Here is a 21,665-nt window from a genome sequence, read left to right as displayed (position 1 = left end):
GAAAGTTGTCAGTAGATGCCTGTTATGCTGGAGCATCGAATTGCTTGCGAGGAGACGACAATGATCAAATTCTACCATGCGCCGTGGTCGCGGTCCGCCAGTGTCCACTGGCTTCTGGAAGAGCTCGGCCAGCCCTTCGAGATCGTGCCGGTCGATATACGCGCGCCGGGCGGCGTGCCGGAGAGCTATCGGGAGATCCAGCCCAACAAGAAGGTGCCGGCCATCGTCCATGACGGCACAATCGACACCGAGCGCGCCGCGATCTGCCTCTATCTCACAGAGAAGTTCCCCGAGGCCGGACTGGCGCCGGCAGTCGGCGATGACAACCGCGCGGCCTTCCTGAGCTGGCTCGTCTATTCCGATTCCGTGTTCGATCCGTGCGTGGCCGCGAGGGCGCAAGGCTGGGAGTATGTCAGCAACAATTTCTCGTTCGGCGCCTTCGACGACATGGTCCGCAATCTGGAAAAGACGCTCTCCGCGCGGCCCTACATAGCCGGCGAGAAATTCACCGCCGCCGACACGCAACTCGGCAGCGGAATCCACTTCGCCACCCACATCCTCGGCGTGCTGCCCAGGAAACAGGTCTTCGACGATTACCTCGGCCGCGTCACGGCCCGGCCGGCCTTCCAGCGCTTCATGGAGAAGGACGCTGCCGCGATGGGCGCCAGCTCATGACGATCAACACCGCGTGACTTTATAGAAACGGCGGCGACAAGGGCTGCCGACCAAGCCTCACGGAAGGGCGTGGATATGGCCGTTCTGCGGTTCCAAACTCGCGCTGTCAAATTCCATCGCCGCGCCGCGAAGCAGTGCGTGCTCCGTCAGCCGAGCCATAATGTCTTCCAGGGCGACATTCTCCGCCTCGTTCCGCTTTCGGATCTGTTCAGCCAGAACGGGGATGTTCGCGATGCCAAAATCCCGAATCGCGAATTCCAAAGTGCGGACGATGTCCTCGCTGAGGCGGTTTGAGAATGCAATTTTCATAACGTCACCACGCAGTCGGTCAAAGAAAGAGGATGCTCCCATTGTTCGCCGAAATCAATGGCAAGTCTGAAATTTTGATAATTAAATCAATTAGTTAGTAGATACAGGCATCGGCGCCTTACTCCTCAAGACCGTGCTTGCGGCATCAGGCACGATGCAGTGTTTTCGCACATTCTGCACAACTTGCTGAAAGTTGGCATGTTACCTACATTACTAACTCTATGCGTTATCTCAAAAAGCGAGGGTTGCGACATGTCACAGCTCGAAAGAGCGGAGCGCTTGCAAATCATGTTGAACGGCGAGGAGCTCGAGGCTCTGGAAAACTGGCGGTTCGAGAAACGCATGCCGAGCAGGGCGGCGGCGGTGCGTGAACTGCTGCGCCGCGGCCTTGCGGCCGACGGCTTCATGACCGCAGAAAGCGGCGCAAAATCTCAGGATTTCGGGGTGGTTCCCAAGCCAGGCAATGGTCCGGGCGACGGCGCGGAATCAACCTAATCTCACGAGGCAAAACCAAGCCTCATTCTGCGCGGCGGTTCGGTCAGCCCGATGATCAGTCGGCCGCCGGTTTTGGCCTCCGGAGGTAATCCGCCGTCTCCTCGAAGAAATGCAGCCGGTTGCCGAACGGATCGGTGACCGACACTTCGCGCGTTTTCCACGGCGTCTCCTCGAGGCCGGGCTTGGCGAAACGATAGTCCCTTGCCCGCAATTCGCGATGCAGGCCTTCTATGTCCTCGACGCGGATGCGGACGGCCGAACCCGGCGAGGCGTCGCCATAATGCTCGCTCAGATGCAGCGCGCAGCCATCGCGCGCGACTTCCATGTAGAGCGGAACGTTCTCGCCGAAGCGGTGCTCCCACTGCACCTCGAAGCCCAGGAAGCCGACATAGAATTCGCGCGCCTTTTCGATGTCGAAGATGCGCAGGATGGGCGTGACCGCACCGAGTGTGGGCATGGGGATGATCCGTGAAGTCGGCGCGGCGGTCTAGTTCAGTTCCAGCAGCCGCTCGAGATATTGCTTCTCCAGCGCCGGCGACAGCGCATTGCCGAGCCGCTTGCGGATGGCTTCGAGTATCTGGCGGGCGCGCTGCACGTCGATTTCGTCGGGCACCTCGACCGAATTGCCGAAATCCGGTCCGGTGGTGGCGCGCGGCCGCCCGAGCGGGTCGCGGTCGGCGTTCTGCTGCCGGCCGCCTTCCTGGCCTTGGCCCTGGTCGCCCTGCATGGCCTGCTGCATCTGCTGCATCATGTCCTGCGCGCCGCGGCGCAGCGCTTCCAGCGCGCGGCCCTGCTCGCCGACAGCGCGTTCGCCTTCGCCCTCGCCGAGCGCGCCTTCGGCCTCGCCCATCGCTTCGCCGGCCTCGCCAAAGCCTTCGCCGGGCTGGATGCCCATGCCTTCGAGCCCCTTCATCAGGCTTTCAAGGTCGCCCTGCAGCTGGCCCTGGCCTTCCTGAAGCTGCTTCAGCGCTTCGGCGAATTCCTCGGGCGTCATGCCGGGCTGCTGGCCGGGCTGCTGCCCCTGTTCGCCCTGCTGGCCCATTTCGCCTTCGCCCTGTTCGCCATTTTGCCCGCGCTGCTGCTGGCCGCGCTGCATCTGGTCCATGCGGAAGGTCTCGTTCATCATCTCCTGCTGGCGGCGCATGATCTCGCCGAGCTTGTCCATCTGCTGGCGCATCTCGCTCTGCTGGCCGTTTTGGCCCTGCTGCTGATGGCGGCCGGCCTGCAGGTTGTTCATCATGTCCTGAAGCTGCGCCAGGAGATCCTTGGCCTGTTCGCGGTTACCGGACTTCGCCAGATTTTCGATCTGGTCCATCATCCGTTCGAGATCGCTCTGGCGCAGTTCCTGACCCGGCCTCATTTCCGGCATGGCGAGGTTCGGGTCGCGCGCGGCGCGCTCGGCGAATTCCCGCAGGAACTCGTTCATCGCCTCGCGCAGTTCCTTCATCAGCTTGTCGATTTCCTCGTCGCTGGCGCCGTCCTCCAGCGCCTGCTTCAAAGCTTCCTGCGCCTGGCGCAGCCGCTTCTCCGCCGCCGAGAGGTCGCCGTCCTCGATCTGCAGCGCCATCTGCCAGAGATAGTCCGCTACATCGCGCAACTGGTCGTCGGTCGACGCCATTTTGAGCTTGGTGCGGCCGGTCATGATGCCGAGATAGTGCGACAGGTTTTCCAACGTGTCTTCGGGCCGCAGCGTGACTGCGTCGATCAGCTCGATCACGTAGGGCTTGCGGTTGGCGTCCAGCGACAGGATCTTGCGCCATTCGACGACCGCCCGGGCGAGCGGGTTGGAGAAGGGCCGCTCCGGCAGCGTGATCGTCTTGGTCTCGCTCGTCGCCTCCTGGCCGGCATGGTCGGCCGCCTTCAGGGTCAGTTCCACGCCAGATCCGGCCCAGACATGCTCGGTCAAGTCGCGGTTCGCCTTGCCGGCGACATTGCCGCGGCGCGGGATGGCCAGCGGCATTTCCGGCGCTTTGTAGAGTGGGCGCGCGCCTTCGGCGGGCTTTTCGGTCAGCGCGAACTCGGCCTTGGCGGAAGCCGCGCCGTAATCGTCCTCGATTTCGTAATGGAGCTCGAACGTGCCGTTCACCGCGCGCTTCGGCTCATCGGAGAAGCGGATCACCGGGGCCCGGTCCGGTATCACGGCGAAGGCCCAGCTTTCGAGCTCGTCCTCGCCGGAGCGGAGCGCCAACACGCCGTCGCTGGCGAGCTTCGCTGCGAACTGCCGCGGCGCTCCGGCATTGACGCCGGCGGCTGCCGGTTTCGGAGCGTCTGCTGCCGGCGCGCCCGCGGGCGCGATCTCGCGCACATTGCCGACTGCGTCGGTGAAGATCAGGGCCTCGTCGCCCGGGCCGCCGGTCACCCGCAAGGTCAGGTCACTGCCTTCCGGCACCGTCACCGGGCCTTGGGCGCGGCCGGCGTCGGCCGTCAGGAATAGGGGCGCCTTGCCGGTATAGGAGGGCGGCGTCACCCAGGCGTCGATGCGCGGCGGGATTGTCTCGCGCGCAGCATGCGCCCTGAAACCGTCGCCGAGGCTGCCGCCGAAGGGCCCGAACGAGAAGGCGAAAGCGACGAAGAGCAGCAGGGCCGCAGCGGCGCGGATGCCCCACGGGTCGCGCTCCGGCACACGCGTGCGCGGCAAGTCTCCACCGACCTTGCCGAGGCGCTCGGCCATGCGCCTTTGATGCTCGCGCCACAGCGCCTGCGAGAAGGTCGTTTCCTTGCCGGTCGGCCGGTCCGTCTGCACCAGAACGGGGGTGTGCAGCAATTCGTTGGCGGCTTCGATGCGGCGGTCGATCTCGGCGGGCGTCGGCTTTTTGAAGAAGCGCAGCAGATAAAGCGAGGCGACTGCGGCGAGCGCCAGCAGCGCCATCACCGCGAAGCGGGCCATGTCCGGCATGATCCGGAAAACGCCGAGCCAGGAAAGGCTGACGAACAGGCTGACCGTCACCGCAAGCGGCAGGATCAGCGGCCAGCCGCGCTCCACCACCATAGCGATCCAAACGGCCAGTCGGGTCCGGGCCAGCCGTCCGGCAAAACCGTGCTCGTTCCTGTCTGCGGGCGCTTCTGCCATCGGCCCTTCCAGCATTAGCCGCGCGGGAGCGCGCGGCCTACGACTCGAAAGATAGCAGCAAACACGGCAAAGGCGAGGCGACTGGCGAAAACGTGATTGGATGGGATTCCGTCAGAACCAATCCGGAACGCTGTCCAGCCCGATCAGCTCGTCATAGCTCGGGCGCGGGCGAACGACGTGGAACTCGTCGCCCTTGACCAGCACTTCCGGCACCAGAAGCCGGGTATTGTAGGTTCCGGCCTGCACCGCGCCGTAGGCGCCGGCCGTGCCGACGGAGATCAGGTCGCCGGCCTTCAGCCGCGGCAGGTCGCGATCATGGCCGAGATAGTCGCCGGTCTCGCAGACCGGCCCGACAATGTCGGCGGTCATGCGTAGCGCGCTCGCCGGCTGCTGCACCACCGGCCTGATGTCGTGGAATGCGTCGTAAAGCGTCGGACGGATCAGGTCGTTCATGGCGGCGTCGACGATGACAAAGTTCTTCGCGTCGCCTTCCTTCACGAAGATCACCTGCGAAACCAGTATGCCGGCATTGCCGACGAGCAGCCGGCCAGGCTCGAACATCACCTTCAGGCCGAGTTTGCCGACATGCTTCCTCACGATCTGGGCATAGGCGTCGGGCAGCGGCGGCGGCGAATTGTCGGTGCGGTAGGGAATGCCGAGCCCGCCGCCGAGGTCGATGTGCTCGATGGCATGGCCGTCCGCCTTCAGCGTACCGACCAGTTCGACCAGCAGCGCGAAGGCGTCGTCGAATGGCTGCAGATCGGTGATCTGGCTGCCGATATGCGTGTCGATGCCGGTCACCTTGATGCCCGGCAGCTTGGCTGCGCGGGCATAGACTTGGCGCGCGCGCTGCCAAGGGATGCCGAACTTGTTTTCCGCCTTGCCGGTCGAAATTTTCTTGTGCGTCCTTGCGTCGACGTCCGGATTGATGCGCAGCGAGATCGGCGCGAACTTTCCCGCGGCCACCGCGCGCTCGGAAAGCAGTTCCAGCTCAGGTTCGGATTCGACGTTGAAGCAGAGGATGCCGGCGACAAGCGCGAAATCCATCTCGCGCGCGGTCTTGCCGACACCGGAAAACACGATCTTTTCCGACGGGATTCCGGCCGCCAGCGCGCGGCGCAATTCGCCTTCCGAAACCACGTCGGCACCGGCCCCGAGCCTGGCCAGCGTCGTCAGCACCGCCTGGTTGGAATTGGCCTTCAGGGCGTAGCAGACGAGCGAATCCAGCTCTTCGAAAGCCTTGCGGAAGACATTGAAATGCCGCGTCAGCGTCGCCGTCGAATAGCAGTAGAACGGCGTTCCCACCGCCTGCGCGATGTCGGGCAGAGCGACGTCCTCGGCATGCAGCACGCCGTTGCGATAGTCGAAATGGTTCACTGTCTTTTGTCCCGGACAGGAAAAGCGATGAGTTGGACCCGCTACGCCGGATCTAGAGCAGAGGGTCGAGGATGAACGGCTTGTCCTTGACCGGCGGCTGCGGCTCGGGCGGCAGCGGTTCGTTGGCTCTCTCGGCCTCCTTGCGGGCGTCGATGGCGGCCTGATACGGCGAGTCCAGCGGCGCCTTGCGCCCGCAGGCGGAAACCGCGCCGAGTGCCGCCAGAAGCACCAAACCCGTCAAAATCCTGCTTCCGGTCATCGCGCCATCCGTCCCTAGAAAATCAGCCTGCCGCTTGTAGCGAAGTTTTTTTGCTATTGCACCCCGGCAAATCGAAGCTAATCGCGGCGATAAATGTAAACTCCGAACTCTGAAGCTTCTGAAAAGCGAGCACTCCCAGGACCGGTGGGGCTCAGGAAAAAAGCCGTCGTTCTCTTTCTCGTTCGCTACCGAGTCAGTAATTCCGCCAGCATATGCAGCGCTCTGGATGGCCCGGAAATAAGGATGTATGGTTTCCCACCTTCCTCATCAGGAAGAAGTGTAAGGCTTAGATCTGTCTTTTGGTCAGCATATTTGCTGCACACATCGTCCGAACGCATCGAGCCCTCACGCCTTGCCCAGCCGCTTCTTCCAGTAGCGTATCTGCTTCCTCACCTCGGTGGGCGCGGTGCCGCCGAAAGAGGTGCGGCTCTTCACCGAATTCTGCACCGACAGCACCGAAAACACGTCATCGGTTATGCCGGGGTGGACCGACTGCAAATCCTTGAGGCTGAGCTTCTCCAGTCCGAGTTTCTTCGACTCTGCGAGCGCCACCGCCCGACCGGTCACGTGATGCGCCTCGCGGAAGGGCAGGCCGAGCGCGCGCACCAGCCAGTCGGCGAGATCGGTAGCCGTCGAATAGCCGGTGCCGGCGGCCTTCTTCATCGCCGCCTCGTTGATCTCCATGTCGCCGACCATGCCGGTCATCGCCGCCAGCATCAGGTCGAGCGTCTCGGCCGCGTCGAACACAGCTTCCTTGTCTTCCTGCATGTCCTTCGAATAGGTCAGCGGCAGGCCCTTCATGACCGTCAGCAGGCCGATCAGGTGGCCGTTGACCCGGCCGGTCTTGGCGCGCACCAGTTCGGCCGCGTCCGGATTCTTCTTCTGGGGCATGATCGACGACCCGGTCGAGAAGGAATCCGAAAGCCTCACGAAGCCGAATTGCGGCGTCGACCAGATGACTATCTCCTCCGCCAGCCGCGACAGATGCGTCGCGCAGATCGCCGCGATCGACAGGAACTCCAGCGCGAAGTCGCGGTCGGAAACGCTGTCCAGCGAATTGCGGGTCGGCTCGCGAAAGCCGAGCGCCTTCGCCGTCATCTGCCGGTCGATCGGGAAGCCGGTGCCGGCCAGCGCCGCCGCGCCGAGTGGGCTCTCGTCCATCCGCTCGATGGCGTCGCGAACCCGCGAAAGGTCGCGCGAGAACATCTCGACATAGGCCATGCAGTGGTGACCGAAGGTCACCGGCTGCGCCGTCTGCATATGGGTGAAGCCCGGCATCACGGTTGCGGCATGGTGCTCGGCGCGCGTCAGGAAGGCGGCGATCAGCCCCTTCAGCGCCTCGGCGACGCGATGCAACTCGTCCTTTACCCAGAGCCGGAAATCCAGCGCCACCTGGTCGTTGCGCGAGCGCGCCGTGTGCAGCCGGCCCGCCGCCGGCCCGATCAGTTCGGCAAGCCGCGCCTCGATGTTCATGTGGATATCTTCGAGCCGGGTCGAGAACTCGAAATCGCCGGCCTCGATCTCTGCCAAAATCGTGTTCAGCCCGTGAGCGATTTTCTCTTGATCCTGGCGCTCGATAATGCCCGTCTCGGCCAGCATCTGGGAATGGGCGATCGACCCTCGAATGTCTTGGGCGTAGAGTTTTTTGTCGAAGCCGATAGAGGCGTTTATCGCTTCCATGATAGCGGCCGGGCCAGAGGCAAAACGTCCGCCCCACATGGCGTTGCTGGCCTTCTTGTCGCTCATCGTGCTACCCGGGCTCCGGAGATTGAACTGAAAATGGCTGATCGAAAGAAACTGATACCTGTCCCGCGGCTGCTGGCCGTGGCCGCGCTTGCGGGGGCGTTGGCAGGCGCCGTGGCGGTATATGTCAGCGCGACCCTGTCTGGCAACAATGCCCCGCCATCGGCGGCTGGCGCGGTTGTCAACGCCGACACCAACGCCAAGCTCTGCGCCGCAAAAGCCGACCGCGCCAGGACGGTCGCTGCGGCCGCCACCGGCGAAGTCGCGGCGATGCTGCCGGCCGACCCGCCGCAATCGCTCAAGACGCTCGCCTTCAACGCGCCGGACGGCGCCTCCATGACGCTGGCCGACCGCGCCGGCAAGACCTTGCTGGTCAATCTGTGGGCGACGTGGTGCGCGCCGTGCCGCGCGGAAATGCCGGCGCTGGACGCCCTGCAGAAGGAACTCGGCAGCGAAAAATTCGAGGTGGTGGCGGTCAATGTCGACGCTGGCGACGACGCCAAGCCGAAGAAATTCCTGGCCGACACCGGCGTCGAGGCGCTCGGCTATTACCGCGACAACACGATGGCGATGTTCGAGGAATTGAAGACGCGCGGCCTGGCGCTCGGCCTGCCGGTCACGCTGCTAGTCGACGGCGAAGGCTGCCTGCTCGCCCACATGAACGGTCCGGCCGAGTGGTCGAGCGACGATGCCAAGAAGCTGATCGGCGTGGCGCTCAGCGGCTGACGCACCGGTCCTCTACGGCGCGAACCGCGGCCCCGACGGCCATCATTTCTGCCTCGGCTCGGAAAGCATCTGCCCGGCCGCGACCAGCTTGCCGTCGCGCTGGGCCAGCACCGCGCTCAACAGCGTGCGCGCGGCGTTCCTGACCTCTTCCTGCACGGCTTCGTCCCGGTCGAGTTCGTCGTGGCTGGTCGCATAGGGCTTCCAATAGCCGATATAGCGGTCGAGCTCGGCTTTCGGGCCGGCGGGTATCAGGTGCATGAATCTCAGCCAGTCGGACACTGCGCGCCTGGTGTTTTCCGCGCCTTCCACATCGCCGTGCACGACCACCGAGAACAGCCGGCCGGCCAGGTGCCGCGGATAGGGCCAGCCCTTCAGTTCCAACTCCTTCGCCATTTTAGCGTCCTTGCCGTGAGTGGCGGTCGGGTCGGGATTGCCGCCATCGGCACATACGAGCCGGTCCATCATCAGTTTCATCGGCGAGGACACCTGGTACCAGTTTACCGGCGTGACGATCACGACGGCGTGCGCGGCCACCCACATCGGATAGATGTCGTTCATCCAGTCCTGCACCTGGCCCAGCGAGTGGTTCGGATAGCAGGAGCACGGCCAGTGGCACAGCGCGGCCGAAGTCGAGAAACAGGCCTTGCAAGGGTGGATGTCGCGGCCGTATTCCGACGCCAGCCGGGCGAGGTCCAGCAACTCAACCTCGAAGCCGGGCGTCGCCTCGAACACCTGTCGCGCAATGTCGGCAAGGCGGTAGCTCTTCGACATTTCTCCGGGACAGGTATGCTCGCTGCGTGACGAGCCGTTGACGATCAGGATGCGGCGAGCCGCCCCATCCTCGTCGTGCCGACGCTGGGCCGCCTCGACCGCCTCCTTCGCCGCGATCCACTCGACCGACAGGTCGTAGTCCGGATCGGCATAACCCTCCCCAGCCTTGCGGGTGCGCGGACTCTTGCGAGACTCCTCGTAAGCCTGCCAGGCAATCTCGGAGATTTTCTCGATTGCGGCCGCGGCCTCGTCGAAAGCGGGATCGTAAAACCGCTCCCGGTAGCGCCGCTTGAACTCCGCCTCGTTCAGGCGCGGGCTTGGCATGCCCTTGCGCGGTTCCGGCGCCTTTTCGCCGCGCTTCATCCAGTCACACACGTTTCAGCGCTCCCGCCATCGCCTGGATAAAGCGCTGCCGCGGGCAAAGTTCCGGCTGCGGCGTTGTTGCCGCGAACTGTCGGCCTTCAACCCGTCAACCTGACGGCCTCGAAACGAACTTCATCCGAAATGCACATGAAAATTCACGAAGCAGCAACAAAACCATTGTCCCACTGTCACAATCGACCGATACTCCCTTCGCGAGATCAGCCATCTCGCCAACCATAAACGGGAGAGAAACATGAAATTTCAAGGCCTTGCGGCCGGCGTAGCCGCCATCACCCTGCTTTCGACATCGTCCGCATTCGCTGTCACGGAGATCTCCTGGTGGCACGCAATGACCGGCGCCAACAACGAGGTCGTCGACACGCTGTCCAAGGAATTCAACGAGAGCCAGAGCGAGTATAAGGTCGTTCCGGTTTTCAAGGGCACCTATCCCGAAACGCTGAACGCCGGCATCGCAGCTTTCCGCGCCAAGCAGCCGCCGCACATCATGCAGGTCTTCGACGTCGGCACTGGCGTCATGATGGCCGCCGAGGGCGCGGTCAAGCCGGTCGCGGAGATACTCTCCATGGGCGGCAAGCAGTTCGACAAGAGCCAGTACCTGCCGGGCATCGTCGCCTATTATTCCAAGCCCGACGGCACCATGCTGTCTTTCCCGTACAATTCCTCCTCGCCGATCCTCTATTACAACAAGGACATCTTCGAGAAGGCCGGCCTCGACGTGAACAACCCGCCGAAGACCTGGCCGGAAGTCTGGGAGGCTGCACGCAAGATCAAGACCAGCGGCGCTGCGCCCTGCGGCTTCACCTCGACCTGGCTGACCTGGATCCATACCGAGAATTTCGCCGCCTGGAACAACCAGCAATACGGCACCAACGAGAACGGCCTGGCCGGCGTCGATGTCGAGTTGAAGATAAATTCGCCGGTCTTCGTCAAGCATTTCCAGGCGCTTGCCGATCTCGCCAAAGAAGGCGTATTCCGTTATGGCGGCCGCACTTCGGAAGCCAAGCAGATATTCCTCGCGGGCGAATGCGGCATCTTCACCGAATCCTCGGGCGGTCTCGGCGACATCGTCAAGTCGGGCATGAATTACGGCATCGGCCAGCTTCCCTACGACCCGGAAGTTGCCGGCGCGCCGCAGAACACGATTCCAGGCGGCGCCAGCCTCTGGGTTTTCGCCGGCAAGAGCGACGAGGAATACAAGGGTGTCGCGGCCTTCTTCGACTTCCTGTCGCAGACCGACATTCAGGCGCGCCTGCATCAGGTCTCCGGCTATCTGCCGGTGACGCTCGCCGCCTTCGAGGAAACCAAGGAGTCGGGCTTCTACGACGAGAATCCTGGCCGCCTCGTGCCGATCACTCAAATGATGGGCAAGGAGCCGACAGAAAACTCGCGCGGCGTGCGCCTCGTCAACTTGCCGCAGGTGCGCGACATCCAGAACGAGGAATACGAGAAGATGCTGGCCGGCGAGCAGACCGCGCAGCAGGCGCTCGACAATGCGGTCTCGCGCGGAAACGCGGCGATTCAGCAGGCGATCGGGAACTGACTGTTCGGGGAACGACGGCGCTGCCCCTCATCCGCCTGCCGGCACCTTCTCCCCGTATAGTGACGGGGAGAAGGGGAGGCGGCGACGTTGTGGCCAGCGTCCTTCTCCCCGTTTGCGGGGAGAAGGTGCCGGCAGGCGGATGAGGGGCGGGTCCTCGATCCAAACGCGGTTCTTCGAAATCCAAATCCCGAAGCCGGTGAATTCCCGCCTCTCGATAAAGGTTCCCATTGTCCCCACGCGTAGTCTTTCCCAACAAGGTCCTGCCGTATCTGCTGCTCGCGCCGCAGCTCGCCATCACGCTCGTCTTCTTCTACTGGCCGGCAAGCCAGGCGCTCTACCAGTCGATGCTCAGGGAAGACCCGTTCGGGCTGAAGTCACAGTTCGTCTGGTTCGACAATTTCGCCCGCGTGCTGGCGGACCCGAATTACCTGAATTCGGTCAGGGTCACCGCCGTGTTTTCGGTCGCAACGGCGGCGGTCGCGATGACCATTGCGCTTCTGCTCGCGGTTATGGCCGACAAGGTCATACGAGGCCGCGGCCTCTACCGCACGCTGATGATCTGGCCCTATGCAGTGGCGCCGGCCATCGCCGGCATGTTGTGGCTGTTCCTGTTCAACCCGTCGATCGGCACGCTGGCCTACGGCCTGCGCTGGGTGGGCATTGCATGGGATCCGCTGCTCAACAGCACCGACGCCATGGTGCTGGTGGTCGCGGCCGCCTCGTGGAAGCAGATCAGCTACAATTTCCTGTTCTTCGTCGCCGGGTTGCAGGCGATCCCGAAAACGCTGATCGAGGCCGGAGCGATCGACGGCGCCGGGCCGACAAAGCGCTTCTGGACGATCATTTTCCCGCTGCTCGCTCCGACCACTTTTTTTCTCCTCGTGATCAACACCACCTACGCGTTCTTCGACACGTTCGGCATCATCCACGCCGTCACCGGCGGCGGTCCGGGCAAGGCAACCGAGACGCTGGTCTACAAGGTCTACAATGACGGTTTCGTCAATTTGATCCTCGGCGATTCGGCCGCGCAATCGGTGATCCTGATGGCCATCGTGATCGCGCTCACCGCCATCCAGTTCCGCTACGTGGAAAAGAAGGTGCATTATGGGTAGGGAGTTCCGCGTTTTCCTCCCCCTCAAGAGGGAGTCCTCATGACAGAATCCTATCCCCTCCGCACCTTCATCGCGCATGCCGTGCTGATCCTCGGCATCCTCATCGTCGCCTTTCCGATCTACTATACCTTCGTCGCCTCGACCCATTCGCTGCAGACGATCCTGCGCCCGCCGCTGCCGCTTCTCCCCGGCGATCGGCTGGTCGAAAACTATTCAGAGGCGCTGTTTGGCGGCGTGGGGCGGATAGGCGGCGTCTCGGTTGGCACGCTTCTGTTCAACACCACGGTCATGGCGCTCGGCATCGCCATCGGCAAGATCTGTATCTCCATCCTGTCGGCCTACGCGATCGTGTTCTTCCGCTTTCCGCTCAGGATGACCTTCTTCTGGCTGATCTTCATCACGCTGATGCTGCCCGTCGAGGTGCGTATCCTGCCGACCTACAAGGTGATGGTCGATTTCGGCCTGATCGATACCTACGCCGGCCTCATCATTCCGATCATAGCCTCGGCCACCGCCACGCTCCTGTTCCGCCAGTTCTTCCTCACCATCCCCGGGGAACTGGTCGAGGCAGCGCGCGTCGACGGGGCGGGCCCGTTTCGCTTCTTCAAGGATATCTTGCTGCCGCTGTCCAAGACAAACATTGCGGCGCTGTTCGTCATTCTCTTCATCTATGGCTGGACGCAATATCTCTGGCCGCTGCTCGTCACCAACCGCAACGACATGAACACCATCGTGATCGCGCTGCGGAAGATGATTTCCTTCGCCGACGCCGACACCGAATGGCACCTGGTCATGGTCACCTGCATGCTGGCCATCGTGCCGCCCATCCTGGTCGTGGTGCTGATGCAGCGCTGGTTTGTTCGCGGCCTGGTGGATACGGAGAAGTGATGATGCGGTCTGGCCAGGTTCAAGAAAATGAGGATGCCCGCTAGATGGCGACAGTAGACCTGAAGGACGTCAAGAAGATCTACTCCGGCGGCGTCGAGGCGGTGAAGGGTGTTTCCATCGCCATTCCCGACAAGGCGCTCTGCGTGCTCGTCGGCCCCTCGGGCTGCGGCAAGTCCACGCTTTTGCGCATGATCGCCGGGCTGGAATCCATCTCCGCCGGCACCGTCTCGATCGACGGCAAGGCGGTCAATGCGATCGGCCCGACCGAGCGCGACATCGCCATGGTGTTCCAGAATTATGCGCTCTACCCGCATATGAAGGTCTACGACAACATGGCCTACGGCCTCAGGAATCGCGGCACGCCGAGGAATGAAATCGACCGGCGCGTGCGCGAGACGGCAAAGACGCTGGAGCTTTCGGCGCTGCTAGACCGCCGCCCGCGCGAACTGTCCGGCGGCCAGCGCCAGCGCGTCGCGATGGGCCGCGCCATCGTGCGCAATCCGAAGGTGTTTCTCTTCGATGAACCGCTCTCCAACCTCGACGCCAAGCTGCGCGGCCAGATGCGGGTCGAGATCAAGAATCTCCAGCGCGCGCTCGGCGTCACCTCAGTCTATGTCACGCACGATCAGCTTGAGGCGATGACGCTCGCCGACCAACTCGTGGTGATGAATGCCGGCCTCGTCGAACAGATCGGCGAGCCGCTCGACATCTATGAAAAGCCGGCCTCGACATTCGTGGCGAGCTTCATCGGCGCGCCGCCGATGAACCTTTTGATGGTCACGCCCGGAGGCGGCAACGTGCGGTCGACCGGCCAGACAGCCGTCGTCGGCCCCGCCGCTGGCCCGACCCTTGCCGACGGTTCGCCTGTCCCCTTCGCGCCGGAAGCGGCCGTCACGCTCGGCTTCCGCCCGGAAGACGTGGATGTCACTCACGGCGCGGAAGCCCCGGACGGAGCATTGGCCATCCCCGCTGCGGTCGAAGCGGTCGAGCCGGTCGGCGCCGAAAGCTTTCTATACTGCGCCGCTGCCGGAACCCGCATCGTCGTGCGCGTCCAAGGCCGCGCCACCGCCAAACCAGGCGACCATCTGCGCGTGGTCGCCCGGGCTGAAAAGCTGCACTGGTTCAATCAGGCCGGCAAGCGGGTTGGGTAGGAAGCGCGCCAGTCTTCCCGACTACCTCACCCTGAGCTTGTCGAAGGGTCAATGGCCAGGGCGGAAACGCAGCGCGGCGATGATGAAGCCTGCGTCGGCGCTAACTCGATGTTCATTATAGGCTGCTAATACTTACCTCACGGAAGTCTGGAGCCCCCGCCATTGGCAACCGATCTGAGGAAGATATCAGTCCGCAGCTGGATCAAGCTTGCGCGCTGGACAGTGCTCGGCACGCTCGGCTGCATGGCCGTGTCGCTGGCCTTCAACTATGTGGCGTTTCGCGGCTTCGCGCACGATGCGTTGCGCCAGGGCATGATCAGCGCGGCGATCATCCCGGTCATCCTCGCCGGGCCGCTGTTCTTCTACCTGACGCTCAAGCTGCGCGAACTGAAGATCGTCAATTACAAGCTCAACGTGCTGGCCTCGACCGACAGCCTGACCTCGTGCCTCAACCGCGGCGCGTTCTCGTCGCAGGTCGACGAGCGGCTGCTGCGGGCCGGCGGCAGGAAGCCCGAGGGCGCCGGCGCGTTGCTGGTCATCGACGCCGATCACTTCAAGTCGATCAACGACCGCTTCGGCCATGGTCAAGGCGATGAGGCGTTGCGCATCATCTCGCGCGCGATCCGGACCTCGGTGCGCAGCGGCGATCTCGTTGGACGGCTCGGCGGCGAGGAGTTCGGCGTGTTTTTACCGGGCGCCAATGAGGTCAACGCGGCCGATGTGGCCGAGCGCATCAGGCGGGCGATCGCCGATGCAGCGTTCCTGCCCAATGGCGCGCGCTGTCCTCTCTCGGTCAGCGTCGGCGGCGCCGTCTACGAGGCCCAGATCGATTTCAGCGACCTTTTCCGAATCGCCGACCAGCGGCTCTATCAGGCCAAGGAGGCCGGCCGCAACCGCGTGCAAATGTCCGGCGCGGCCGAGGCCGAGCGGCGACCCTCACTGCACTGACACGAAGCGTCAGCGGGTCGGGACGGGATGTTCGCCGCGATAGTCGTAGAAGCCGCGGCCGGTCTTGCGGCCCAGCCAGCCGGCCTCGACATATTTCACCAAAAGCGGGCAGGGCCGGTATTTCGAATCCGACAGCCCGTCATGCAGCACCTGCATGATCGACAGGCAGGTATCGAGGCCGATGAAGTCGGCGAGCTGCAGCGGACCCATCGGATGGTTCGCGCCGAGCTTCATGGCAGTGTCGATCGCCTCGACCGAGCCGACGCCCTCATACAGCGTGTAGATGGCCTCGTTGATCATCGGCAGCAGGATGCGGTTGACGATGAAGGCCGGAAAATCTTCCGAAACGGTGACCGTCTTGTCGAGGCGATGGACGAAGTCCTTGGCTGTCTCGAAGGTCGAGTTCTCGGTGGCGATGCCGCGCACCAGCTCGACCAGCTTCATCACCGGAACCGGGTTCATGAAGTGAATGCCGATGAAGCGCTCGGGCCGGTCGGTCGCCGAAGCCAGCCGCGTGATCGATATGGAAGAGGTGTTTGTGGCGAGGATCGCCTCCGGATTGAGCTGCGGACAGAGCTGCGCGTAGATCTTGCGCTTGACGGTCTCGTCCTCGGTCGCGGCCTCGACGACGAGGTCGGCGCCCGCCAGATCCGCTATGGAATGGGCTGCCGAAATCCGCGTCATCGCCTGCTGGCGCAATTTGTCGTCGAGCTTTCCGCCATGGACTTGCCGCGCCATGTTGCCGCTGATCGTAGCGATGCCCTTTTCGATATTCTCGCCGGAAATGTCGAACAGCGAAACCTTGTAGCCCGCGAGCGCGGCGACATGCGCTATGCCGCTGCCCATCTGGCCCGCGCCGATAATGCCGATCGTGTCGATTTTGCTGGTCATCACACCGATCCCGTAAAAAGCTTGAGACGCCCGTTTTTTGTGCAGTGCAACCTAGAAGGACAGAGCGGGGTCGTCTAGAGCGCGATCCCGAAAAGTTTGCAGACATTCGGGCAAGATCACGCGGCTAGCCCGCGCAAAGATTTTGCGCATCGCTTGCCTAATGTCAAAGCACTGCCTTGTGAGGCAGTCGCAGGCTGGCGAGGGTCAGCGATATTTGAGATAGCCGACGAAACCGGTGATCTTCCAGCGGCCGGTTACGCGCCGGCAGAAATAGAGCGTCTGCCAGTTCAGCCGGTCGGAGCCGCCATCCGCCCTGCGGATCAGCCCGTCGAATTTTTTGCGGGCCAGCGCCACGTCTCCGGTGATATCGATTTCGCGCAGTGTGGTCGCCCGGAAGATCGCCTCGGCCAGCGGCTCGGCATAGCGGGTCGCGGCGGCTTCCGCCGCCTGCTTCAGCCACTCGATCCGATAGGCGCCAAGCGTCGGAAAGCCCGCGCTCCAGCCGTCGGGATCGAGGGAATCGTGCGCGTGGATGCCGAGAAAGCGCTGCTCGTCGAAATCGTCGGCGACCATGGCCCAATCGGCCACGACAAACGCCTCTATGTCGCGGCGCACCAGCATCTCCCAGATGGCGCGGCGGTCCGGGTCATCGATGAACGGGTTGTCGGAGGAATTCATGGCGGATCCGGTTCATCGGCTGAGGCAAGAAAAAGCCCCGTTCCGATCGCTCGAAACGGGGCTGGGCAACAGGTTCCTGAAAGACGCTTTATAGCGCCTTTTCGAGTTCTGGCAGGATCACGAAGAGATCGCCGACGATGCCGTAATCGGCGACCTGGAAGATCGGAGCTTCCTCGTCCTTGTTGATGGCGACGATGACCTTGGAATCCTTCATGCCGGCGAGATGCTGGATCGCGCCGGAGATGCCGCAGGCGATGTAGAGATCGGGCGCGACGACCTTGCCGGTCTGGCCGACCTGCCAGTCGTTCGGCGCGTAGCCGGCGTCGACCGCGGCGCGGGAAGCCCCGACGGCCGCGCCGAGCTTGTCGGCCACGGGCAGGATGACCTCCTGGAACTTTTCCGAAGAGCCGAGCGCGCGGCCGCCAGAAATGATTATCTTGGCCGAGGTCAGTTCGGGACGGTCGGTCTCCGACAGCCGGTTTTCGACGAAGGTCGACAGGCCGGGATTGGCCGCCGCGGCGACTGCTTCGACCGGGGCCGATCCGCCTTCGCCGGCCGCCTGGAAGGAAGCCGTGCGGACCGTTATCACTTTCTTGGCCTCGCCCGACTTGACCGTCTGGATGGCGTTGCCGGCATAGATCGGGCGCTTGAACGTGTCGGGAGCGATCACCTCGATGATCTCGGAGATCTGCGAGACATCGAGCAGCGCCGCGATGCGCGGAGCGACGTTCTTGCCCGCCGAGGTCGCCGGCGCGACGATCGTGTCGTAATTGCCTGCCAGCGAAACGACGAGGGCTGCCAGCGGCTCGGCAAGGCGCTGTTCGAGTTCGTCGGCCTCGGCCAGCAGCACCTTTTTGGCGCCCTGGAGCTTCGCGGCGGCGTCGGCAGCCGCCTTGGCGCCCTTGCCTGCCACCAGAATGTCGACGTCGGAGCCAATCTTGAGGGCTGCTGTCAGCGCCTTGGCGGTCTGGTCCGAAAGGCTCGCATTGTCGTGTTCGGCGATCAGAAGAATTGCCATGGATAATTTCCTGACTTTGCGTTTTCGATACCGGCGCCTGAATTCCGATCAGGCCGTGCCGAAAACGGTTGGATTCGAGAACCGGAGCGGAGCGTACTTCAGTACGTGAGCACCGGAAGCGGAGAAGCCAGCCGTTTGCAGGCCGGCCTCATCGGAATTCCTTAGAGCACGCCGGCTTCGTTTTTAAGCTTGTCCACCAGTTCGGCGACGCTCTTGACCTTGACGCCGGCCTTGCGGCCGCCCGGCTCCTCTGTCTTCAGGACAGTGAGGCGCGGTGCTACATCGGCGCCGAAATCGGCCGGAGACTTCTCGTCGAGCGGCTTCTTCTTGGCCTTCATGATGTTAGGCAGCGAGGCGTAGCGCGGCTGATTGAGGCGCAGATCGGTGGTCACGATGGCCGGCATCTTCAGCTCGACTGTCTGCAGGCCGCCGTCGACTTCGCGCGTCACCTTGGCCTTGTCGCCGACGATCTCGATCTTGGAAGCGAAGGTGCCCTGGCTCCAGCCAAGCAGCGCCGAAAGCATCTGGCCGGTCTGGTTGGCATCGTCGTCGATCGCCTGCTTGCCGAGGATGACGAGGCCGGGCTGTTCGGCCTCGACCACGCCCTTCAGCACCTTGGCGACGCCGAGCGGCTCCGTCTGCTCGTCGGTCTTCACGAGGATGGCGCGGTCGGCGCCCATGGCGAGCGCGGTACGCAGCGTCTCCTGCGCCTGCTGCGGTCCGATCGAAACGACGACGATCTCGTCGGCCTTGCCGGCTTCTTTCAGCCGGATCGCCTCTTCGACGGCGATTTCGTCGAACGGGTTCATCGACATCTTCACATTGGCCAGTTCGACGCCCGAACCGTCCGACTTGACCCGGATTTTCACGTTGTAGTCGACAACCCGCTTGACCGGGACGAGAACTTTCATGTGCTTCTCACCTCTCTGATGAAAATTTGGAGCGCTCACTAGCAGAGCGAGGCTCGGTCCGTTTGTCGATTGACGACATAAAGGGCGGAAATACGGAACTGGTCATGCGCTTGCCGGCTCCCGCAAGCGCGCGGACCCTAGTCAGCGTCAATCGGCGCGTCAATATCCGCCGCGCGCTCAAATCGTTTGAATCACTGCCTCCCCAGCGCGGCGCCGGCTGGGCCTCGACCGGATGAACGGCGCTCGGCTGCTCGACCTTCACGGCTTGCGGCGTGACGACTTCCTTGTCGAGGAGCGGCACGTCGCTGCGGCGCAGGATCAGCACCAGCACCGCGCCAGTGATGATGCCGCCGGCATGGCAGGCCCAGGAAATCTGGTCCTCGCCGCCGGCAGCCAGCATCAGGAACTGGAAGGCGATCCACAGGCCGAGCGTGATGTAGGCCGGAATGCGCAGCGGAATTCGCCCGAAGGCCAGAACCCATATCTTCACTCGCGGGTGCAGGATGAGGTATGCGGCGACGATGCCGGCAATTGCGCCGGAGGCTCCGATGAGGGGTATCTGGGAATCCGGCGCGATCCAACCGTGCACGGCCGCGCCGCCGATCGCGCAGAGCAGGTAGAACACCAGAAAGCGGAAGTGGCCGAGCGCGTCCTCGACATTGTCACCGAACACCCAGAGGAACAGCATGTTGCCGGCGAGATGAAAGAAATCGCCATGCAGGAAGGCGTAGGTGACGTAAGTCATGTCTTCCGGAACGAGTATCAGTTCCGGCGAAAGCTCGACCGTATCGAAAGCAACCGAGGGAATGTAGCCGAGGCCGTAAACCGCGGCGCCGGTGAATTCTTCCGAACCGAGGCCGGTGATCAGAAACACCAGCACGTTCAACCCGATCAGGCCGAACGTCACATATTGAAGCTTGATGTATTTCAGACTGTTGGCGTCGTGGAGCGGAATGAACATGCCTTATTGCCGCTCCCCCAGCGGTTTAGCCGCGTCGATTGCCGCCAGAGGCAGAATTGCCGAAGGATATGCTAGCGGTTCTTGCCCGGAATCCATAACACATCGGCATTTCCATTGTCATTGACTACGCGAGCCGCCACGAACAGAAAATCCGAGACGCGGTTGATGTATTTGACACCCTCCGGATTGACGTGTTCCTGCGGGTCCTGAGCGAGTGCGACCATGATGCGCTCGGCGCGCCTCGCGACGGTGCGGGCGAGATGCAGGGCCGCAGCCGCAGGCGAGCCGCCGGAAAGCACGAAGGAGCGCAGCGGCTGCAAATCCTTGTTCAACAGGTCGATCTCGGCCTCCAGGCGCGTGACCTGGGAGGCCACTATCCGCAGCGGCTCGTAGCCGAGCGGCTTGCCTTCGTCGGGCACGCACAGATCGGCGCCGAGATCGAAGAGATCGTGCTGGATGCGGCCGAGCATGGCATCGATTTCCGGATGAGAGCTGGCGGTGTGGACGCGCGCCATACCGATGCAGGCATTGGCTTCGTCGACCGTACCGTAGGCGTCGATGCGGATGTCCGATTTAAGCCTGCGCGCGCCGGTTCCAAGGCCGGTCGTGCCGTCGTCGCCGGTGCGGGTGTAGATCTTGTTGAGCTTTACCATCTTCGCGCCTCCGATCCGAGCACTGCCTGACCTACATCCGCCGGGCGAAATAGGCGGCTATCAGGATCAGAACCAGCGCGATGAATTGCAGGAACACCCGCATTTGCATCAGCTTGTTGGACGTCATGCCCGAACCTCCGCGCATCATGTTGACCAGGCCGCGCAGCAGCACGACCACGACCGCGACCATGACGATCATGGCGAGGATGTTGAAAACGGTTTCCATCCGGGTCTCCGGTCGATTGAGCTGCGTCAGGCCTGGGATGCGAGAACGCGATAGAGCAGGGAAGCCGGCAGGATGCGCTTCAGAATCACGCCGATCCTGGCAGGCAGGGTGACAACATAGTGCGGGCGGGGCCGCCGCGACAGGAGGGCGTGGCGCAATACCGCATAAACGGCATCCGGCTTGAGCTTCAGCCGCGACTTCGAGCCGCCGGCCCTCAGCCGGGCAAGCTGCTTCTGGTAGGCTTCACGATGCACCGAATTCTCGTGGTCGATGTTCTTTTCGAACCAGACGAGTCCGTTGGTTGCGATCTTCGATTCCACCGGCCCCGGCTCGATCAGGGAGACATGGATGCCCGAGCCCTGCAGTTCGGCGCGCAGGCAAAGCATCAGCCCTTCCAGCGCGTGCTTCGACGCCGCATAGGCGCCGCGCCACTTCACCGGCGTCAGGCCGAGGATCGACGAGCAGTGGACGATGCGGCCATGGCCCTGCGCCCGCATGACCGGCACGATGCGTCGGGTGAGATCGTGCCACCCGAAAAAATTGGCCTCGAACTGCTCGCGCAGCGCATCGACCGGCAAATCTTCGACAGCTCCAGGCTGGGCGTGCGCGCCATTGTTGTAGAGCGCGTCGAGCCGGCCCTCCGTCCGTTCGAGCACGGCAGCGACCAAGGCTGCGATCGAGTGGGGTTCGCGATAATCGAGATAAAAGGTTTCGATGCCGTCCGCTTCGAGCGCTGCGATATCCTCCGGCTTGCGCGCCGTGGCGAACACCCGCCAGCCGTCGTCCCTCAACGCGCGGGCGCAATGGGCTCCAATGCCGGAGGACGCGCCAGTGACGATGATCGTGCGCAACTTTTTCATCCGGTGTACGTAGTTCCGC

22 protein-coding genes and 1 pseudogene are annotated in these 21,665 nt (G+C 63.2%); 8 read left to right on the top strand and 15 right to left on the bottom strand.

Going from position 1 to position 21,665, the window contains the following annotated elements; all coding sequences use genetic code 11:
- Positions 1-60: 60 nt before the first annotated feature.
- Positions 61-675 (top strand): glutathione S-transferase family protein, encoded by a 615-nt coding sequence (locus ABVK50_RS22170; protein ID WP_353644525.1) that lies wholly within the window; start codon positions 61-63, stop codon positions 673-675.
- Positions 676-732: 57 nt separating this feature from the next.
- Here the strand turns inward: ABVK50_RS22170 and ABVK50_RS22165 are convergent, their stop codons facing one another.
- Entirely contained in the window at positions 733-1,026 is a 294-nt protein-coding gene (locus ABVK50_RS22165; protein WP_353646967.1) for a hypothetical protein, read from the bottom strand.
- 210 nt (positions 1,027-1,236) lie between these two features.
- Here ABVK50_RS22165 and ABVK50_RS22160 point away from each other — a divergent pair, with 210 nt between their 5' ends.
- Positions 1,237-1,479, top strand: a complete 243-nt coding sequence (locus tag ABVK50_RS22160; protein ID WP_353645855.1) for a hypothetical protein — start codon at positions 1,237-1,239, stop codon at positions 1,477-1,479.
- A 55-nt stretch (positions 1,480-1,534) separates the two neighbouring features.
- On the opposite strand, the gene ABVK50_RS22155 is transcribed toward ABVK50_RS22160, so the two are convergent.
- The 5 genes from ABVK50_RS22155 to argH form a co-directional block, all read right to left on the bottom strand.
- Positions 1,535-1,936, bottom strand: coding sequence for a glyoxalase superfamily protein (locus ABVK50_RS22155; RefSeq protein WP_353644527.1), 402 nt, complete (start codon positions 1,934-1,936; stop codon positions 1,535-1,537).
- A gap of 30 nt (positions 1,937-1,966) precedes the next feature.
- Positions 1,967-4,549 (bottom strand): TIGR02302 family protein, encoded by a 2,583-nt coding sequence (locus tag ABVK50_RS22150; protein ID WP_353644528.1) that lies wholly within the window; start codon positions 4,547-4,549, stop codon positions 1,967-1,969.
- 111 nt (positions 4,550-4,660) lie between these two features.
- Positions 4,661-5,926 carry a diaminopimelate decarboxylase gene (gene lysA / locus ABVK50_RS22145; protein ID WP_353644529.1) on the bottom strand — a complete coding sequence of 422 codons (1,266 nt, stop codon included), beginning with the start codon at positions 5,924-5,926 and terminating at the stop codon, positions 4,661-4,663.
- 52 nt (positions 5,927-5,978) lie between these two features.
- Positions 5,979-6,185: a lipoprotein gene (locus tag ABVK50_RS22140; protein ID WP_353644530.1), complete on the bottom strand. Its 207-nt coding sequence runs from the start codon at positions 6,183-6,185 to the stop codon at positions 5,979-5,981.
- Between the two features lie 345 nt (positions 6,186-6,530).
- A complete protein-coding gene (gene argH / locus ABVK50_RS22135; RefSeq protein WP_353644531.1) occupies positions 6,531-7,931 on the bottom strand; it encodes an argininosuccinate lyase in 1,401 nt (466 codons plus the stop codon).
- A gap of 33 nt (positions 7,932-7,964) precedes the next feature.
- Between argH and ABVK50_RS22130 the strand changes: the two genes are divergently transcribed.
- Positions 7,965-8,654 carry a TlpA disulfide reductase family protein gene (locus tag ABVK50_RS22130; protein WP_353644532.1) on the top strand — a complete coding sequence of 230 codons (690 nt, stop codon included), beginning with the start codon at positions 7,965-7,967 and terminating at the stop codon, positions 8,652-8,654.
- Positions 8,655-8,696: 42 nt separating this feature from the next.
- Here the strand turns inward: ABVK50_RS22130 and ABVK50_RS22125 are convergent, their stop codons facing one another.
- Positions 8,697-9,788, bottom strand: coding sequence for a flavodoxin family protein (locus ABVK50_RS22125; protein WP_353645856.1), 1,092 nt, complete (start codon positions 9,786-9,788; stop codon positions 8,697-8,699).
- A gap of 253 nt (positions 9,789-10,041) precedes the next feature.
- Here ABVK50_RS22125 and ugpB point away from each other — a divergent pair, with 253 nt between their 5' ends.
- From ugpB to ABVK50_RS22100, 5 genes are all read left to right on the top strand, one after another.
- Positions 10,042-11,349, top strand: a complete 1,308-nt coding sequence (gene ugpB / locus ABVK50_RS22120) for a sn-glycerol-3-phosphate ABC transporter substrate-binding protein UgpB (protein ID WP_353644533.1) — start codon at positions 10,042-10,044, stop codon at positions 11,347-11,349.
- A gap of 227 nt (positions 11,350-11,576) precedes the next feature.
- Positions 11,577-12,461, top strand: coding sequence for a sn-glycerol-3-phosphate ABC transporter permease UgpA (ugpA, locus tag ABVK50_RS22115; protein ID WP_353644534.1), 885 nt, complete (start codon positions 11,577-11,579; stop codon positions 12,459-12,461).
- Between the two features lie 39 nt (positions 12,462-12,500).
- On the top strand, positions 12,501-13,349 hold the full coding sequence (gene ugpE, locus ABVK50_RS22110) for a sn-glycerol-3-phosphate ABC transporter permease UgpE (protein ID WP_353644535.1): 849 nt from the start codon (positions 12,501-12,503) through the stop codon (positions 13,347-13,349).
- A 44-nt stretch (positions 13,350-13,393) separates the two neighbouring features.
- Entirely contained in the window at positions 13,394-14,500 is a 1,107-nt protein-coding gene (ugpC, locus tag ABVK50_RS22105; RefSeq protein WP_353644536.1) for a sn-glycerol-3-phosphate ABC transporter ATP-binding protein UgpC, read from the top strand.
- A gap of 162 nt (positions 14,501-14,662) precedes the next feature.
- On the top strand, positions 14,663-15,448 hold the full coding sequence (locus tag ABVK50_RS22100) for a GGDEF domain-containing protein (RefSeq protein ID WP_353644537.1): 786 nt from the start codon (positions 14,663-14,665) through the stop codon (positions 15,446-15,448).
- A gap of 9 nt (positions 15,449-15,457) precedes the next feature.
- On the opposite strand, the gene ABVK50_RS22095 is transcribed toward ABVK50_RS22100, so the two are convergent.
- The 8 genes and pseudogenes from ABVK50_RS22095 to ABVK50_RS22060 all read right to left on the bottom strand — a co-directional run bounded on the left by ABVK50_RS22095 (position 15,458) and on the right by ABVK50_RS22060 (position 21,646).
- Positions 15,458-16,339 carry a 3-hydroxybutyryl-CoA dehydrogenase gene (locus tag ABVK50_RS22095; protein WP_353644538.1) on the bottom strand — a complete coding sequence of 294 codons (882 nt, stop codon included), beginning with the start codon at positions 16,337-16,339 and terminating at the stop codon, positions 15,458-15,460.
- A gap of 204 nt (positions 16,340-16,543) precedes the next feature.
- Entirely contained in the window at positions 16,544-17,017 is a 474-nt protein-coding gene (locus ABVK50_RS22090; RefSeq protein ID WP_353644539.1) for a hypothetical protein, read from the bottom strand.
- 88 nt (positions 17,018-17,105) lie between these two features.
- Positions 17,106-18,035 (bottom strand): electron transfer flavoprotein subunit alpha/FixB family protein, encoded by a 930-nt coding sequence (locus tag ABVK50_RS22085; RefSeq protein ID WP_353644540.1) that lies wholly within the window; start codon positions 18,033-18,035, stop codon positions 17,106-17,108.
- 161 nt (positions 18,036-18,196) lie between these two features.
- Entirely contained in the window at positions 18,197-18,946 is a 750-nt protein-coding gene (locus tag ABVK50_RS22080; RefSeq protein ID WP_353644541.1) for an electron transfer flavoprotein subunit beta/FixA family protein, read from the bottom strand.
- 199 nt (positions 18,947-19,145) lie between these two features.
- Positions 19,146-19,907, bottom strand: a pseudogene (locus ABVK50_RS22075) (rhomboid family intramembrane serine protease); the annotation flags it as partial.
- 71 nt (positions 19,908-19,978) lie between these two features.
- Positions 19,979-20,560, bottom strand: coding sequence for a cob(I)yrinic acid a,c-diamide adenosyltransferase (locus tag ABVK50_RS22070; protein ID WP_353644543.1), 582 nt, complete (start codon positions 20,558-20,560; stop codon positions 19,979-19,981).
- Positions 20,561-20,591: 31 nt separating this feature from the next.
- Positions 20,592-20,786: a twin transmembrane helix small protein gene (locus tag ABVK50_RS22065; RefSeq protein ID WP_353644544.1), complete on the bottom strand. Its 195-nt coding sequence runs from the start codon at positions 20,784-20,786 to the stop codon at positions 20,592-20,594.
- A 26-nt stretch (positions 20,787-20,812) separates the two neighbouring features.
- Positions 20,813-21,646: an SDR family oxidoreductase gene (locus ABVK50_RS22060; RefSeq protein ID WP_353644545.1), complete on the bottom strand. Its 834-nt coding sequence runs from the start codon at positions 21,644-21,646 to the stop codon at positions 20,813-20,815.
- Positions 21,647-21,665: the final 19 nt, after the last annotated feature.

Origin of the sequence: Mesorhizobium sp. WSM2240 (assembly GCF_040438645.1) — a bacterium.
Classification (GTDB): Bacteria; Pseudomonadota; Alphaproteobacteria; order Rhizobiales; family Rhizobiaceae; genus Allomesorhizobium.
The sequence above is the reverse complement of the archived record's forward strand: the minus strand, read 5'-3'. Positions and strand labels throughout refer to the sequence as shown.